The organism is Microcoleus sp. A2-C3, from assembly GCF_036706065.1.
GTDB lineage: Bacteria > Cyanobacteriota > Cyanobacteriia > Cyanobacteriales > Microcoleaceae > Microcoleus.
Window position 1 is genome coordinate 24,100 of the sequence record NZ_JAUBVX010000060.1, and the last position, 14,418, is coordinate 38,517.

At 45.6% G+C, this 14,418-nt stretch carries 14 protein-coding genes; 11 read left to right on the top strand and 3 right to left on the bottom strand.

Annotated elements, in window-relative coordinates:
• Positions 1 to 782 precede the first annotated feature (782 nt).
• From rfaE2 to QUB66_RS24980, 7 genes are all read left to right on the top strand, one after another.
• A complete protein-coding gene (gene rfaE2 / locus QUB66_RS24950; RefSeq protein WP_332970231.1) occupies positions 783 to 1,277 on the top strand; it encodes a D-glycero-beta-D-manno-heptose 1-phosphate adenylyltransferase in 495 nt (164 codons plus the stop codon).
• Positions 1,278 to 1,394: 117 nt separating this feature from the next.
• The gene (locus QUB66_RS24955) at positions 1,395 to 2,264 is read left to right on the top strand and encodes an STAS domain-containing protein (RefSeq protein WP_265237569.1); all 870 of its coding nucleotides are present in this window, start codon (positions 1,395 to 1,397) and stop codon (positions 2,262 to 2,264) included.
• Positions 2,265 to 2,319: 55 nt separating this feature from the next.
• On the top strand, positions 2,320 to 2,688 hold the full coding sequence (locus tag QUB66_RS24960; protein WP_265237567.1) for an STAS domain-containing protein: 369 nt from the start codon (positions 2,320 to 2,322) through the stop codon (positions 2,686 to 2,688).
• 270 nt (positions 2,689 to 2,958) lie between these two features.
• The gene (locus tag QUB66_RS24965; protein ID WP_265237565.1) at positions 2,959 to 3,357 is read left to right on the top strand and encodes an anti-sigma regulatory factor; all 399 of its coding nucleotides are present in this window, start codon (positions 2,959 to 2,961) and stop codon (positions 3,355 to 3,357) included.
• 298 nt (positions 3,358 to 3,655) lie between these two features.
• Positions 3,656 to 4,675, top strand: coding sequence for an ATP-binding SpoIIE family protein phosphatase (locus QUB66_RS24970; RefSeq protein ID WP_265237564.1), 1,020 nt, complete (start codon positions 3,656 to 3,658; stop codon positions 4,673 to 4,675).
• Positions 4,672 to 6,231 (top strand): ATP-binding protein, encoded by a 1,560-nt coding sequence (locus QUB66_RS24975; RefSeq protein WP_332970215.1) that lies wholly within the window; start codon positions 4,672 to 4,674, stop codon positions 6,229 to 6,231. The genes QUB66_RS24970 and QUB66_RS24975 overlap by 4 nt, the downstream gene beginning before the upstream one ends.
• Before the next feature lie 489 nt (positions 6,232 to 6,720).
• The gene (locus QUB66_RS24980; RefSeq protein ID WP_332970213.1) at positions 6,721 to 8,193 is read left to right on the top strand and encodes an MBOAT family O-acyltransferase; all 1,473 of its coding nucleotides are present in this window, start codon (positions 6,721 to 6,723) and stop codon (positions 8,191 to 8,193) included.
• A 163-nt stretch (positions 8,194 to 8,356) separates the two neighbouring features.
• Here QUB66_RS24980 and QUB66_RS24985 read toward each other — a convergent pair whose 3' ends face one another.
• Positions 8,357 to 9,190: a sulfurtransferase gene (locus tag QUB66_RS24985; protein WP_265237558.1), complete on the bottom strand. Its 834-nt coding sequence runs from the start codon at positions 9,188 to 9,190 to the stop codon at positions 8,357 to 8,359.
• Positions 9,191 to 9,194: 4 nt separating this feature from the next.
• On the opposite strand from QUB66_RS24985, the gene QUB66_RS29800 reads away from it, so the two are divergent.
• From QUB66_RS29800 to glmU, 4 genes are all read left to right on the top strand, one after another.
• Positions 9,195 to 9,515: a pentapeptide repeat-containing protein gene (locus QUB66_RS29800; RefSeq protein WP_375339818.1), complete on the top strand. Its 321-nt coding sequence runs from the start codon at positions 9,195 to 9,197 to the stop codon at positions 9,513 to 9,515.
• A gap of 51 nt (positions 9,516 to 9,566) precedes the next feature.
• A complete protein-coding gene (locus tag QUB66_RS29805) occupies positions 9,567 to 10,022 on the top strand; it encodes a hypothetical protein (protein ID WP_442923329.1) in 456 nt (151 codons plus the stop codon).
• Between the two features lie 258 nt (positions 10,023 to 10,280).
• Positions 10,281 to 10,430 (top strand): hypothetical protein, encoded by a 150-nt coding sequence (locus QUB66_RS24995; protein ID WP_332971287.1) that lies wholly within the window; start codon positions 10,281 to 10,283, stop codon positions 10,428 to 10,430.
• Between the two features lie 446 nt (positions 10,431 to 10,876).
• Positions 10,877 to 12,262 carry a bifunctional UDP-N-acetylglucosamine diphosphorylase/glucosamine-1-phosphate N-acetyltransferase GlmU gene (glmU, locus tag QUB66_RS25000; protein ID WP_332970763.1) on the top strand — a complete coding sequence of 462 codons (1,386 nt, stop codon included), beginning with the start codon at positions 10,877 to 10,879 and terminating at the stop codon, positions 12,260 to 12,262.
• Between the two features lie 153 nt (positions 12,263 to 12,415).
• On the opposite strand, the gene QUB66_RS25005 is transcribed toward glmU, so the two are convergent.
• Both QUB66_RS25005 and QUB66_RS25010 read right to left on the bottom strand, forming a co-directional pair.
• Entirely contained in the window at positions 12,416 to 13,165 is a 750-nt protein-coding gene (locus QUB66_RS25005; RefSeq protein WP_265237552.1) for a hypothetical protein, read from the bottom strand.
• Positions 13,166 to 13,699: 534 nt separating this feature from the next.
• Positions 13,700 to 14,191, bottom strand: a complete 492-nt coding sequence (locus tag QUB66_RS25010) for a hypothetical protein (protein ID WP_332970762.1) — start codon at positions 14,189 to 14,191, stop codon at positions 13,700 to 13,702.
• Positions 14,192 to 14,418 lie beyond the last annotated feature (227 nt).

The window sequence follows — 14,418 nt, forward strand, 5'->3', positions numbered from 1 at the left end:
CTACAGCTTTTAACTAGCTTTCCCTTCCCTGGCAGTGCGAGAAATAATAGACATAGGAGGGTAAGGTTTAGGTGGGTTTCACCCCCTATAGCGGTTCTCAAAAAAGTGAGGAGAGCCTCATGCCCTATGCCCTATGCCGGATAGTACCTCATATGAGAGCTCGAAAGGCTATATATCTCCCGCCTGCCAGATGGCGTGGCATAAAATCCCCTGTCTTATAGTAATTGATCTCACAGAGAGCTGAAAGAAATAATTGTTTCCCAATCTTTTGAACCTCCAATTACCAACTGCACAACACGGCAGTCAGTCGATTTGAGATTTTCCATTTTCGCTTTAAGATGTATACCTATTGCCAAAAACAATGCAACTGTCGGCTCATGCTCGAACCCATAGCGAATAAGTTATTCCTCGTCGCCAACCGCAAATCGCAAATCGCAAATGTTATTACTCCATAGATGAATCTGGGAGTTTGAACTCTTGGTCTCAAATTTTGGCCGGATGGCGACTGTGGGAAAGCAAGTATCGGTTTTTTGGTGGGAGGACAGATACAGGAGTAGCTATTTCTCCCTTTTTCTTTCTGTTTGCCGGAAAGCGCAGCCGAAGGGCATTCTTGTTTGTTGCTTCCTCCTTAAAAGTGAACAATTACTAATTACCAATTACTAATTGCCAACTATTAATTATTAACAGCTTGAGCGTTCGATTGTGCAATGGCAAAGGTGCAAGATTTTACATTTTTTGCTAGGATGATTCATCGCCGTGCAATTTTTTTAGTCATGACTGCAATGATTTGGGGTGTTTACACGTTGGGAGAACTTGAAAGATCGATCGCATCCGATCCGGACAATTGGCGTCCGATCGTGTTTACTAATGGCTGCTTCGATATCCTGCACGCGGGCCATGTTCGCTATTTGCAGGCTGCAAAAGCTTTGGGGCGATCGCTCGTGGTGGGTTTGAATAGCGACGCTAGCGTGCAAGCTATCAAACCGCAACAGCCGGGATTGCCACCCCGCCCGATCGTACCGGAAAATCAGCGAGCCGAAGTGTTAGCTGCCCTCAAACCAGTAGACGCGGTAGTAATTTTTTCCGAGATTACAGCAACTAAACTGATAAGTATCCTGAAGCCAGATATTTATGTTAAAGGAGGCGACTATCAACTCGAAACTTTGCCGGAAGCACCGGCGGTTATCGCCGGAGGCGGCAAGATTTCCTTGATCGAAATAGAAGTTCCCAGTTCTACCAGCGCGCTCGTCAAACGCATTTTGCAGTTAGGTACTTAACCCTCGATCACAAACAGCAAACAGTGAGCTAAACTCAGAATTTGGCTCATCAAAAAATACGCTTGGTGCGATCGCTCGTACAACTTCATCCCAATTGCGAAACAGGAGATAATTTCAATGGAACTCACAAGCAATAACACGATTGCGGAAATCTTAGAAAGACACAAAGCAGAGCTACTAGCAGACTGGCTCAAAGAACTGCAAAATACCGGGCTGCGGCGGGACGACTTGATGAGAGCCAAAGAATTGCGGTCTGAGTGTCAAGAGTTCCTGCAATTGCTCCACATTGCAGTGGGGCACGGTAACTTTAGCGACATCCAGACACCCGAATGGGAAAATATGCGGCTGCTGCTAGCAGAAGTTTCGCGATCGCGCGTTCAGAGAGGCTTTACTCCCTCAGAGATAGCGAGTTTCATTTTATGCTTCAAAAAGCCTTTGTTCGATCGGCTTTGTCGCGAACTGACACAAAACCGCGACGCACTTGTCGAACAACTGTGGCTTTCCACCAGTTTATTAGACCAGCTCGGCCTTTGGGTGACAGAAATTTTTCTCAAAGCTCGCGAAGAAGTCATCGAACGCCAGCAGCAAGAAATGCTCGAATTGTCAACACCCGTAGTCAAACTTTGGCAAGGCATTCTCGCTTTACCCATGATCGGGACTCTCGACAGTGCCCGCACTCAAATAGTCATGGAAACTCTGTTGCAGGAAATCATGGAAACCGGCTCAGAATTTGCGATTTTAGACATTACAGGCGTGCCGACTGTTGACACTTTAGTTGCTCAACATTTATTAAAAACTGTCGCCGCCGCCCGTTTAATGGGTACTGAGTGCATCATCAGTGGCATTCGCCCGCAAATAGCTCAAACCATAGTTCACTTGGGAGTTGACTTGCAGGATATTCTCACAAAAGCTACTTTAGCAGATGCTTTTAAAGTCGCGTTGCAGCGCCAAGGTTTAACTATAAAAAATATTAAAGAGGAAACATAAAAATATTGCACTCTGACATGACAACTCAAGTAAATGTTAGCAAGTAGGTGAATTTGTGGAACGAATACCGATACTTCAAATGGGAGAATTTTTGCTAGTAACAATTCAAGTGGATATGCACGATCGCTTAGCAATGACCTTGCAAGATGACCTGACGAACCGCATCGTCAAAACAGGTGTTAAAGGTGTGTTAATTGAAATCTCTTCCCTTGAAATAGTTGATTCTTTTATCGGTCGCATTATCAACAATATCGCTAGTATGTCGCGAATTTTAGATGCGGAAACAGTTGTGGTCGGGATGCAGCCAGCGGTTGCTATTACGCTCGTTGAATTGGGGCTTTCCCTGACAGGAGTTCGCACAGCTTTAAGCGTTGAAAAAGGCATGATTTTGTTGAGAAAATCCTTGGGTTTCTCTCCTGACTAGCGATCGTAAACAGTCGATTAATTGTCCCCTGACTGATGCACAGACAGTAAAAAAACCGAGTTTGTTTGTAGGTACCTTGTTGACAAACTGAAGATTTCTTAGGACAGGGCTTGCGCACTCAAGAGGGTTAAATCAAGGGTTTGAAATTGCTTCACTATGTTCTCTATTGAGAAAAAATCGTAGTAAGTGCGTAAGTCCTATTAGGAGAAACTAAGTTGACGAGTGTAAGTCCTATATTTTGGGGAGAAGTTCTATTTTGGTACAGTAGCCATGTCAAAACGTGAGACACTAGAAATCCGATCGTCATCCGATATAGTCCACGTCCGACAGCAAGTGCGAGCTTGGGCTATAGCAATGGGATTCGGTTTATTAGACCAAACGAAAATCGTTACCGCAGCTAGCGAACTCGCCCGCAATACTGTAGACTACGGTAAAGGGGGAACTGTAACTCTCGAAACGCTCCAATTAGGCAGCCGCAAAGGGCTGCGGCTGATATTTGAAGACAATGGCCCGGGAATTCCAGACATCGAATTGGCAATGACTGACGGTTATACTTCTAATCACGGTTTGGGTTTGGGGCTGAGTGGTTCCAAGCGGTTGATGCACGAATTTGAGATTGTTTCCAAAGTGGGTAAGGGGACTAAAATTGCGATCGTCCGCTGGCGGTGAGGAAGATGGGGAGAAGGGGAGATTGGGAAATTGGGAGATGGGGAGAGGGGGGAAATATTCACGCTTGACTGCTTTTTTGTAACTAATATACCTCTTGCCAAAGTCGCAAATTATCTTAAAATTATCTGTGTTGCATTTGCGTTGCATCTGCGGTTTCGCAATTAATCACAGATTTATGCAATCAGACCAATGCCCAATGCCCAATGCCCAATGCCCAATGCCCAATGCCCAATGACTGATGACTGATGACTAATGACTTTTTAAATGCGCGCCAGCTTAAGATTAGAACTATAAAATAATGATAGATGCCGTAGCCCTGCCCGTAACAGAAGAAAGTCAAGTGGGAGAAGCGCGCCGAATCGCAGTTGCCCTAGCGACCGAAGTCGGATTTAATGAGACCGATCGCGGTAAAGTGGCAATTGTTACCACCGAAGCAGCAAAAAACCTGGTCAAACACGGTCGCGAAGGAGAACTTTTGCTGCGAACATTAAAAACAGCGGCAGGATATAGCATTGAAATAGTAGCGCTAGACCGGGGCCAAGGAATGGCAAATGTCGCGCTGTGTATGCGGGACGGTTTTTCTACAGCGGGAAGCCCTGGAACTGGACTGGGGGCAATTAAACGCCTCTCTACTTTTTTTGATATTCATTCTGTACCAAAACTGGGGACAGCCTTATTAGCGCGGGTGGAACCTACCCAAAATAGCCGGGAAGCCTTTCAAAACAGCAATTATTTAGAATTAGGGGTTATCCACTTACCGAAAGCAGGAGAGCAAATTTGCGGGGATTCGTGGGCGGCAGAAAATCACCTTGACAAAAACCTGATCTTAGTTGCAGACGGGCTCGGCTACGGGGATTTGGCCCAGGAAGCGTCTGGCGAAGCAGTGCGGGTATTTGAGGAAAACGCCAAACTCGGGCCGAAAGCAATTTTAGAGAAGGCGCACGCTGCTTTAAAAAATACCAGAGGAGCGGCTGCGGCGATCGCCCAAATAGATCCTACCCAACAAACTGTTTGTTTTGCCGGAATTGGCAACATCACCGGTGTAGTGGTCACAGATAACCAAACCCGTAGCATGGTTTCCTACAATGGCACAGTTGGACATATGATGCGAAAAGTAGCAGAATTTGTCTATCCTTGGTCGCAGCAGTCCCTACTCATCATGCACTCCGACGGTTTGGCGACGCAGTGGAATTTAAACCGCTATCCGGGTTTAGCCTCCCGACATCCTGCTTTAATCGCAGCCGTGCTCTACCGGGACTTCAAACGCACTCGCGATGACATGACAGTTATAGTAGCCAAGGTGAGAGAAGCAGCGTGAGTTACCCAATCCTGACGACAGAAGTCCGCTTTGAACAAGACATCGTACAAGTACGCCAAAGAGCTCGCCAAATTGCTAAAGGGCTGGGATTCGATTCCCAAGTACAAACCCGCATCGCCACAGCAGTTTCCGAAATTGCCCGCAATGCTTTCAAATATGCAGGCGGTGGCAAAGTAGAATTCATTGTGGAAGGGGAATCGCCCCAATTTTTTCGGACTCGGATTTCTGACACGGGGCCGGGAATTGCTGATTTAGCGACTGTGTTGGGCCCCAATTTTCGATCGCAAACCGGCGCGGGACTCGGTTTAGCAGCAGCGAAACGGTTGATGGACGAAGTGAAAATCGACTCTGCGCCCGATCGCGGAACGGCTGTACAATTAATTAAACAGTTTTCCAAAAATATGCCTGCGCTGAGTGCGATCGAACTAAATAAATTAGTTGACAAACTAGCGCGCCAAATTCCCGAAGATCCCTACGCCGAAATTCAGCAGCAAAATCAAGAATTACTACGCACTTTAGACGAACTCCGCCAGCGTCAAGAAGAACTCGTACAATTAAATCAACAACTAGAAGATACCAATCGCGGAGTCGTGGTACTTTACGCCGAATTGAATGATAAAGCCGAATCTCTCCGGCGCGCCAGCGAACTCAAAACCAGCTTTCTCTCCAATATGAGCCATGAGTTTCGCACTCCACTAACGGCAATTATGAGCCTTTCTGAAATATTGTTAAATCGCCTCGACGGAGAACTTTCAGCCGAACAGGACAAGCAAGTAAATTGCATTTACAAATCCGCCGAGTCTCTCGCAGAACTTGTCAACGACTCGTTAGATTTAGCCAAAGTGGAAGCCGGAAAACTAACTGTTCGCGTGGCTGATTTTGAAGTCGAAGATTTGTTCAGCGCCCTGCGAGGAATGATGCGCCCCCTGCTTCCCCCAAACTCTGCCGTTTCTATAATTTTTGAAGATCCTCTCGAACTTCCAATCCTCACTACCGACGAGGGCAAAGTTTCTCAAATTTTGCGAAATCTGATTTCTAATGCCCTCAAATTTACCGAAGCAGGCGAAGTCCGAGTTGCTGCGGAAATAGGAGAGGAGGGAACAGTTACTTTTTCAGTCGCAGATATGGGCATTGGCATTTCTCCAGCCGACCAAACGCGAATTTTTGAAGAATTTGTCCAACTCGAAAATCCCTTGCAGAAGCGCGTCAAAGGCACCGGATTGGGATTGTCTCTGTGCAAAAAATTGGCGGAATTTCTGGGGGGAAGTATTGAAATCAAAAGTTCACCCGGAGTGGGTTCGACTTTTTTTGTCAAACTGCCGATCGTGTATGCTGGAGATCCAGAAAATTTTTTGGAAATGTCTGCTGCTAAGAAAGAAGCAATATCGCTGGCGATCGCAAATTCTCGTAGCTTGCGGGGCTCCGGGCCATTGCCAGCGCCGGATTCAGCAGCAAAAGTTTTGAGTGTGGACGATGAAAATAGTTTTTCGGTATATGCTGAAAAAGTTGCTGGCAGAAATTCATTGTACTGCGATCGAGGCCGCCAACGATGCTGAAGGTTGGCGATCGGCTAGTCTTTAGACTTATTGCATAAATCACAGGATCGATCGGTCAACCGCAGATGTAAGGTAGATAAACGGAGATTAACGCAGATAATTTCAAGATAGATAAGATGGCGGTTGAAACCGCGTCTACATAAACGAAGTTTATTTAATTTGCAACAGCATTTAACTTTGTGCTGTAAAATGTAGCAGTTCTCAGTTGCCGACTATACCGTAGGGACTGAGGCTGTGCTTTTGTTCGTGTTTGCGATCGGCTAAAATCCATGACAAATCTCGTTGTTAGCAAAATCTCGATCCCCCCTAGCCCCCCTTAAGAAGGGGGGAACTGGAAGCACTTTCAAAGTCCCCCTTTTTAAGGGGGATTTAGGGGGGATCGAGGCTGGGCTAAAAACGAGAGATACAGATGGTTTTAAGCGATTGTTGACACCAATGGGTACTGCGCCCTGTCCCGATCGAATATCCGATCTTGTTTATTTGTGAAAAATGACTTTCATCTCCCTTCAATATGTCCTGTTTCTGTTAGTTTTGTTCGCGGCTTACTGGTTGGTTCCCCTACGATGGTGGCGACTGTTTATCATGCTGGCTGGTAGTCTGATTTTTTATGCTTCGCTGCAAATCTGGTACATTCCTCTGCTATTAGTCGGTGTTTTGTTTAATTACTACTTGGCGATGGCGATTGGGGAACCTCTGGATTGGCGGATTGCGAATGAATCTTGGAATCGCCGCCGTTTGTTGCTGCTTTGGATCGGAATTGGGCTGAATGTGTTGCTGCTTTTGGGTTTTAAGTATGTGCCTTTTTTCTTGAGTTCGATCGGCACTTTGTTAAATTGGCCCTTCGCCTTAGACAGCGCTAACTGGGTGAAAACTCACGTCATGGCACCCCTAGGATTGAGTTTCTTTTGCTTTGAGTGCATTGCTTATTTGATTGACGTGTACCGAGGCGCGCCGGCTGCTACTTCGCTGCTGCACTTTGCTGCTTACAAGTTGTTTTTTCCGAAACTGATTTCGGGGCCGATTACTCGCTATCATAATTTGATCAATCAACTTAAATCACAGAAGTTTCCCACGCCCGATCGCATTTCTGAGGCACTTTGGACGATCGCATTTGGTGCAGTCAAAAAAGGTCTTTTCGCCGACAACTTGGGAATTTACGTCGATTTAAGCTTTACCAACTTGCAGCGGGCGGGTAGCGAGGATTTGTGGCTGGCGATTTTTGCTTACGGGCTGCAACTTTATCTCGATTTTAGTGGCTATGTTGACATGGCGCGCGGTACTGCTTTGCTGTTGGGTTGGTATTTGCCACCAAATTTTGATTTCCCTTATTTTAGTACCAGCATCGGTGATTTTTGGCGGCGCTGGCACATGACTTTGGGGGATTGGTTGCGTAATTATTTGTATTTTCCTTTGGGGGGTTCGCGTGTCGGTTTGTGGCGCACTTGTCTCAATTTGTCGATCGTAATGTTAATTGCGGGAATTTGGCACGGGGCGGCTTGGGGATTTATTGTGTGGGGGGGTTTTCACGGTTTGGCTTTGGCGGTACACCGGGTGACGGATGTGACTTTTAAGCGGTTGCGGATGGAGTTTTTGTGGGAAAATCCGATCGGGATTGCGATCGGTTGGCTGTTAACTCAGGCGATGGTTTTTGGTAGTTGGATATTTTTCCGGCTTCCCGATTTGAAGGATTCGGGATGGGCGATTTCGCATTTGTGGGGACACACTGCTGATGTGCAGTTTGCAAATAAAGTTTATGTGGAAGCTTTGGGTTTGGAAAGAGTGCATTTAACTTGGATGTTGGCGGCTGTGGCTGCCGCAATGCTGGGGAATTATGCGCTGAGTCGGGGTTTGAAGTTGGAGTTAAATTGGCCGTTGAAATTGGTGTTAGTGCCGCTTTGTTTGTATGCAGTTTGGGTGTTGGCCCCCGATGGCGGTTTGCCTTATATTTATTTCGATTTTTAGAAGACGGTTGAAACCGAGTCTATACAGAAACCGGGCGGTTGAAACCGCGTCTATACAGACAAAACCCACCTCCGTGGGTTGAATAAACCGGGCGGTTGAAACCGCGTCTATACAGACAAAACCCACCTCCGTGGGTTGAAGAAAATGTTGTATAAATGCGATTTCAACCGCCGATGTTTATTTGATAGGAACACCAGTCACTCCAGCTACCGACATAGAGTTTAGCATCGGGAATTCCCGCGATTTCTAAGGACAATAAATTTACGCAAGCTGTCACCCCGGAACCGCAGTAAACGATGATTTCCTCGGCTTTTTCTAATTCCGTCCACCGCTGTTTTTGTTCGGAGATCGATCGCACTTTTCCAGTTTCATCCGTCACCCCTTGCCAAGGATAGTTAACAGCACCCGGAATGTGACCTGCAATGGGGTCGATCGGCTCCCGCAAGCCCTCGTATCTCTCACCTTCTCGCGAATCAACCAAAACCCTGTCCGGCAAGTTTTTCCGCTGTTTTACCTGCTCAATATCAACCGCCAGATCCGGCTGCAATTCCACCACGAATTTACCGTCGCGGCGATCGGGCAAAACATCTGTTACCGGATATCCCGCCGCCTTCCAAGCACTGAAACCGCCGTCTAACAAAGCAACTTTGCTGTGTCCCATATATCGCAACAGCCACCACAAACGAGACGCAAAAGCCAGCCGCGAATCGTCATAAACTACGACCAAAGTTTCTGATGAATTAATCCCGGTCGCGCTCAATTTATCAGCTAATTCTGTAATATTTGGCAGCGGATGTCTGCCGCCGTGTGTGCCAACTGCACTCGCTAGATCCCGGTTTAAATCTAAATAGAAAGCTCCGGGAATGTGACTTTCTTGATATTGTTTTTGTCCCAATTCTGCGTCAGCGAGGGCAAACCGACAGTCAATAATTACAACTTGCGGATTTTCATTGGTGGCCAACCATTCAGGCGAAACGATTAAATTATTCTCATTCATAACTATGCAAATTTGTGTTTTATCTACAGTCTTGGACTTGCTAATTCATACTGCGCCATGTGTACCTTACCGCTTCTCTGGTTCGGCTTTTTCGGAAGTGGATTTCTTAGGAGTTGCTTTCTCTGGTTCTACTTTTTCGGAAGTGGATTTCTTAGGAGTTGCTTTTTCTGGTTCGGCTTTTTCGGAAGTAGCTTTTTTCGGAGTTGCTTTCTCCGAAGTTTCTTTTTCGGAATTAGCTTTTTTCGGAGTTGCTTTTTCCGGTTTTGCTTTTGTGGCTGTTGCGGGAGTTGGCTCTAGGGGAGGTGGATTTACTGCTGATTCTTGAGCATAAAGCAGATATTTTTGATACTCGATTACTTTTGTCTGAGCTAGTTGATTGTTGACGCTGGACACGGGTACTCTTCTCATCAACGATACCGCTTCTTGCCAGCGATCGACAACGATCGCCCAATCTTCCTTCGTTTTTGCCGATCGCCCTAACTCTGCTGCTTTAACGGCGCTGTTAACAGCCTCTCGAAAGGTATCCGGTGCAGTTGCTACTACATTGGCAGTTTCATCTGGATTTTTCCCCGCAGATGCTGGTGGCTCGTTTAAAATTTTACCAACAAACGCCACCACGGCGATCGCCAACATACCCGTTACCAGCCCGACGACAATGAAAGTCGATCGCAACCGGTGCTCAAATGCAGCAAATTCCGGCGATTTATCCTCATCCATATTTGTGCTTTCCGTTTCTGTGCGATCGTCCATATTAGCAACCCCAGTATTTTGCACTGATTCTCCCGCAAAGCTTTGTGGTTCCAAAATGCTGCTCTCCAAACTAAACTCCTGACTCCAAGCAGCCGCAATCTCACCGCTTTCTCGCCCTTCAACCTTCACTTTGTGAATCGAATCTGGCTGCAAATTCGTCAGTTGGCTGCGGACAAAATCAACTAATGTATCTTCTATCGGTACTTGCTCGGCCTCCAGAATTACATCCAAACAGTCACCGTCGAGATTCGCAGAGGCTGCGATCCCTTCAGATTGTAACTTGCTATTGAGCCAAGATGCGATCGCCTGTGGATTTCCCTGCTTGGCAAGTTCCTGAAAATTGATCTCTGTCATAGCTGGACATCTGATAATGCAGAAAGGAAGAAGGAAGAAGGAAGAAGGAAGAAGGAAGAAGGAAGAAGGAAGAAGGAAGAAGGAAGAAGGAAGAAGGAAGAAGGAAGAAGGTATGAAAGGCTACGCGAGCGGCTAAAAAGAAGGAAGGAGGAAGGAGGAAGGAGGAGGAAGAAGCAACTAATAGTTTTTTTAGCTGAAAACACCATAACTGAAATTCAACGAATAGTATAATCTATCTCGGTAAATCCAAGCTGACAGATCCAAATTATCACTCTCGATCCCCCTCGTATCCCTTGGGGAAGGACTTCAGTGCTTACTACGAACCTGAGTTAGGCTCTTAGTAAGGACTTCAGTCCTCAGAAATTTGATACCTCGCCCGGAGCTCTATCTACCCCAGCGACATCAAGTCAAACCGCAAGCGTAGCGTCTCAAACGGACATCCGGCTGCAAAAAGACGCCGCACACCCGAATTCGAGATTGGAGATTAAAAAATTGTGCGATCGCACTACCATCGACGGACAGCGAGTGATATCATCAGTTTGTCAATATTCTAGTTTTTATAGCAAATAGCTCGATCGCACAATGATAGCAATAGCAATCTTAGCTGCTGGACGCGGCACGCGCATGAAATCTGACTTGCCCAAAGTTCTACACGAATTGGGCGGGCGAACCCTAGTTGAGCGAGTCCTCGAAAGTTGTCAAGAAATTCAAATTTCCCGGCGACTTGTTATCGTCGGTTATCGAGGAGAACTCGTTCAACAATCACTGATAGGAGGTCAAGAAATACCAGAAAATCCTGAATCTCCTCCCCTAGAATTTGTCGAACAAACCGAACAATTGGGAACCGGTCACGCCATCCAGCAATTGCTGCCTCACTTAAAGGGATTTCAAGGAGATTTGCTGGTCTTAAATGGCGATGTACCTTTGCTGAGGGCAGAAACTATCAAACAATTGATGGCAATTCACACACAGCACAAAAACTCTGCTACTATATTGACAGCTAATTTGCCAAATCCTCAAGGATACGGGCGAGTATTTACCGACAGTCAAAACTTAGTTCAGCAAATTATCGAAGACCGCGACTGCACGAAAGAGCAAAAGCAAAACCAGCGAATTAATGCAGGTGTTTACTGTTTTCACTGGCCGCATTTAGAGAAGATTTTGCCAGATTTGAAAGCAGACAATGACCAAAAAGAATATTACCTAACAGATACGGTAAGTATTCTCTCTCCGGTGATGGCGGTGGATGTTGAAGATTATCAAGAAATCTTGGGAATTAACGATCGCAAACATTTAGCCACAGCTTCCGATATTTTGCAAACGCGGGTAAAGGATAAGTGGATGAAAGCCGGCGTGACGCTGATCGATGCCAACAGCATCACGATCGACGATACCGTAGAGTTGCAGCCGGAGGTGGTAATTGAACCGCAAACGCATCTGCGGGGTAAAACTTCGATCGCCTCTGGGAGTCGCATCGGCCCCGGTAGTTTGATCGAAAACAGTCAAATAGGGGAAAATGTGACTGTGCTTTATTCGGTAATTTTTGACAGTATTGTGGCGGAAAATTCGCGAATTGGGCCTTACGCACACCTGCGGGGACACGCGCAAATAGGGGCGAACTGTCGCGTCGGCAATTTTGTAGAATTGAAAAATACTCAAATTGGCGATCGCACTAATGTTGCTCACTTGTCTTATTTGGGCGACGCGAATTTGGGAGAAAAAGTCAACATCGGTGCTGGGACAATTACCGCCAATTACGACGGCAAAAATAAGCACAAAACTCAAATAGGCGATCGGACTAAAATCGGTGCCAATAGCGTGCTGGTGGCACCAATAACTTTGGCAGAAGATGTTACCGTAGCGGCGGGTTCTGTAGTTACAGAAGATGTGCCGAATGACTGTTTAGTAGTTGCCCGATCGCGGCAAGTTGTCAAACCTGGTTGGAAGTTAAAAGAACCGGAAAAATAACATTATATGTGCGCACATTCTTCTGTAGGGTGCGCAATGCGCACCGGCTAGTCTTGTAGAGTGCGCCCATCGCACCGGCGGGTTAACCTATGTCGGTGCGATCGGCGTGAAAGTCAACCGGTGCGCAGTGCACACCCTACAAACTACCAAAGTTCAATAGTGCGATCGCGCGTGCAGATAGTTGTTAATCGCTTTGGCGATTTTTGCTTGCTCATAGGGGTTCATAGTGTGGGGCAGAGATATGCGAGAACCGCCAGAAACTAACAATCTGACTTCGTACCAAATGTCATGCTCCCGATCTTTGGTGCGATCGACTTCCACCCCATAAATCTCGCACAGAGAGTGTTGAATGACTTTACGTACCAACAAACCCCGCTGTTTGACAGTCAAAGTGTTTAAAGTTCCATCGAAGCTGTAGGTTTCATTATTTCCCAACAGGAGGGCTGCGACTCCCGCGAGCAAAAATATACCTCCTGTCCATCCCAGCCAGCGATCGTCTTGACTTAAGCGCAGCAACCGACGTTTTGCATTTTTAACAAAAAAATTGATATCAGAAGCAGCAGCCTCTTTATTCCCCCAGTTAGTCGAGTTAGGAGTAAAAGGAACATCGCCAACACTCGTCAAAAGCACGACTCTGCTTTTATACCCGCAGCTTTGAACTTTCGCCCCCCGCAAAGAATCAAGCTGAATTTCTTGGATGTTCGAGCCCAGTAAATTCGATCGCACAATCTGACAACTTCCTTGTTTTTGCTGCAATCGCTGGCAGATCAGGGTAGCTGCATGATAGTGAAAAGCCAGAGATATCAGCCCGCAGGTCATGAATAAACAACTGTAGAACCAAAAATCAAATATGTTTTGAGTCTGAATGATTAGTTCACTTGCTGTGTGCTTGATTATTTTCATTTAATTCACCCTTTTATTCCTAAAACGATGCTACAAATCCACTTCCCGATCGAGCTATAGCGAATTGTTAAGTTATATATTATTTGAGGTTCGAGGGAGCGAAAGTATTTGTTATTCTACCCATAAGTTACGCTATTAAAGTGCGATCGACTTAATTTTTTAACCTAGATATTCGGGCTATACTCGCAGACTAGCCCAAAAATTGATGCGTAACTGCGATTATACCCAATCCGCGTGAAAAACCCCTCGCTCTTACCGGGCGGTTGAAACGCATCCCAAACTTTCCTTTCGTTCTAGGCCAGAAGCACTAAAGAATCAAGGGGGTATTTAAGTCGGATTTTGTATTACTCATAGATTAGCTTAAATATTTCTCGCCTACAATTAATGTCGCGAGTTTACTTGCGCCTTGGTTGGAGATCGGCTGCGGCGTGGCGAACAATCTTAAATAAACGCATCAAAACGTTGAAACAATTGAGCAATTAGAGCTTTAGCTACCATCAACAGCTTTAGCAAAGAAATATGAGACTGTGCGCGTCAAAATAACACAATTCTCTCATTTTTAATCCCGTTAGCTGACTGGCGCGATGCTAAATTCAGATACTCGCAAATCAAGTCAACAATTTTTTGCTGTTCTTTGGCGATCGCATTACTTCCCAAACAAACGCGATCGCCCCCCAACATCAACAAATCAACATAGTAGCTGAGATTCCCCTCGCTATCTGCTATTGCGTCTAATTCCACCGCACAAATATTGCGAGTTGAGCGTTGTGTAACACGATTCAGCCACAAACCCCGTCGTTTAACAGTCATTTTGCCACAACTTTTATCAAAAACATAGATTTCATCTATTGCGCCGTCCAACAAACACAGCGAAAACAACAAAAATATACCTCCACCTATCCAATTTGACGCAAAAATAATCAGCAATAAGCCAATTACTATGAAAGGAGAAATCAATAACAAACCATCCCAGAATGTACAAGTTTGAATTGTTAGTTGATTGGGTGTTTGTTTTATAAGTTTCATGAAAGATATTCCTAAAAATTAACTTGCCAATACTGTAAAAAATATCGCACCATAAATCATTTCTCCTAAATTATTAAGCTTTAGAAGATGTTCGGTGTTTTTAATGACTTTCATATTAGGTATCAACTCCCGTTTAATTGATTAACATATTAGACCTCTTGCAAAAAAAATCTATGCTATAATAGAAAGTTTTCAATTTAATCCCCTAGAGCTAACTCATAATTATA

Coding starts and splice junctions, on each gene's coding strand:
- rfaE2 (WP_332970231.1), top strand. CDS start 783: ATGATTTGGGGTGTTTACACGTTGGGAGAACTTGAAAGATCGATCGCA.
- QUB66_RS24955 (WP_265237569.1), top strand. CDS start 1,395: ATGGAACTCACAAGCAATAACACGATTGCGGAAATCTTAGAAAGACAC.
- QUB66_RS24965 (WP_265237565.1), top strand. CDS start 2,959: ATGTCAAAACGTGAGACACTAGAAATCCGATCGTCATCCGATATAGTC.
- QUB66_RS24970 (WP_265237564.1), top strand. CDS start 3,656: ATGATAGATGCCGTAGCCCTGCCCGTAACAGAAGAAAGTCAAGTGGGA.
- QUB66_RS24980 (WP_332970213.1), top strand. CDS start 6,721: ATGACTTTCATCTCCCTTCAATATGTCCTGTTTCTGTTAGTTTTGTTC.
- QUB66_RS24985 (WP_265237558.1), bottom strand. CDS start 9,190: ATGAATGAGAATAATTTAATCGTTTCGCCTGAATGGTTGGCCACCAAT.
- QUB66_RS29800 (WP_375339818.1), top strand. CDS start 9,195: ATGCAAATTTGTGTTTTATCTACAGTCTTGGACTTGCTAATTCATACT.
- glmU (WP_332970763.1), top strand. CDS start 10,877: ATGATAGCAATAGCAATCTTAGCTGCTGGACGCGGCACGCGCATGAAA.
- QUB66_RS25005 (WP_265237552.1), bottom strand. CDS start 13,165: ATGAAAATAATCAAGCACACAGCAAGTGAACTAATCATTCAGACTCAA.
- QUB66_RS25010 (WP_332970762.1), bottom strand. CDS start 14,191: ATGAAACTTATAAAACAAACACCCAATCAACTAACAATTCAAACTTGT.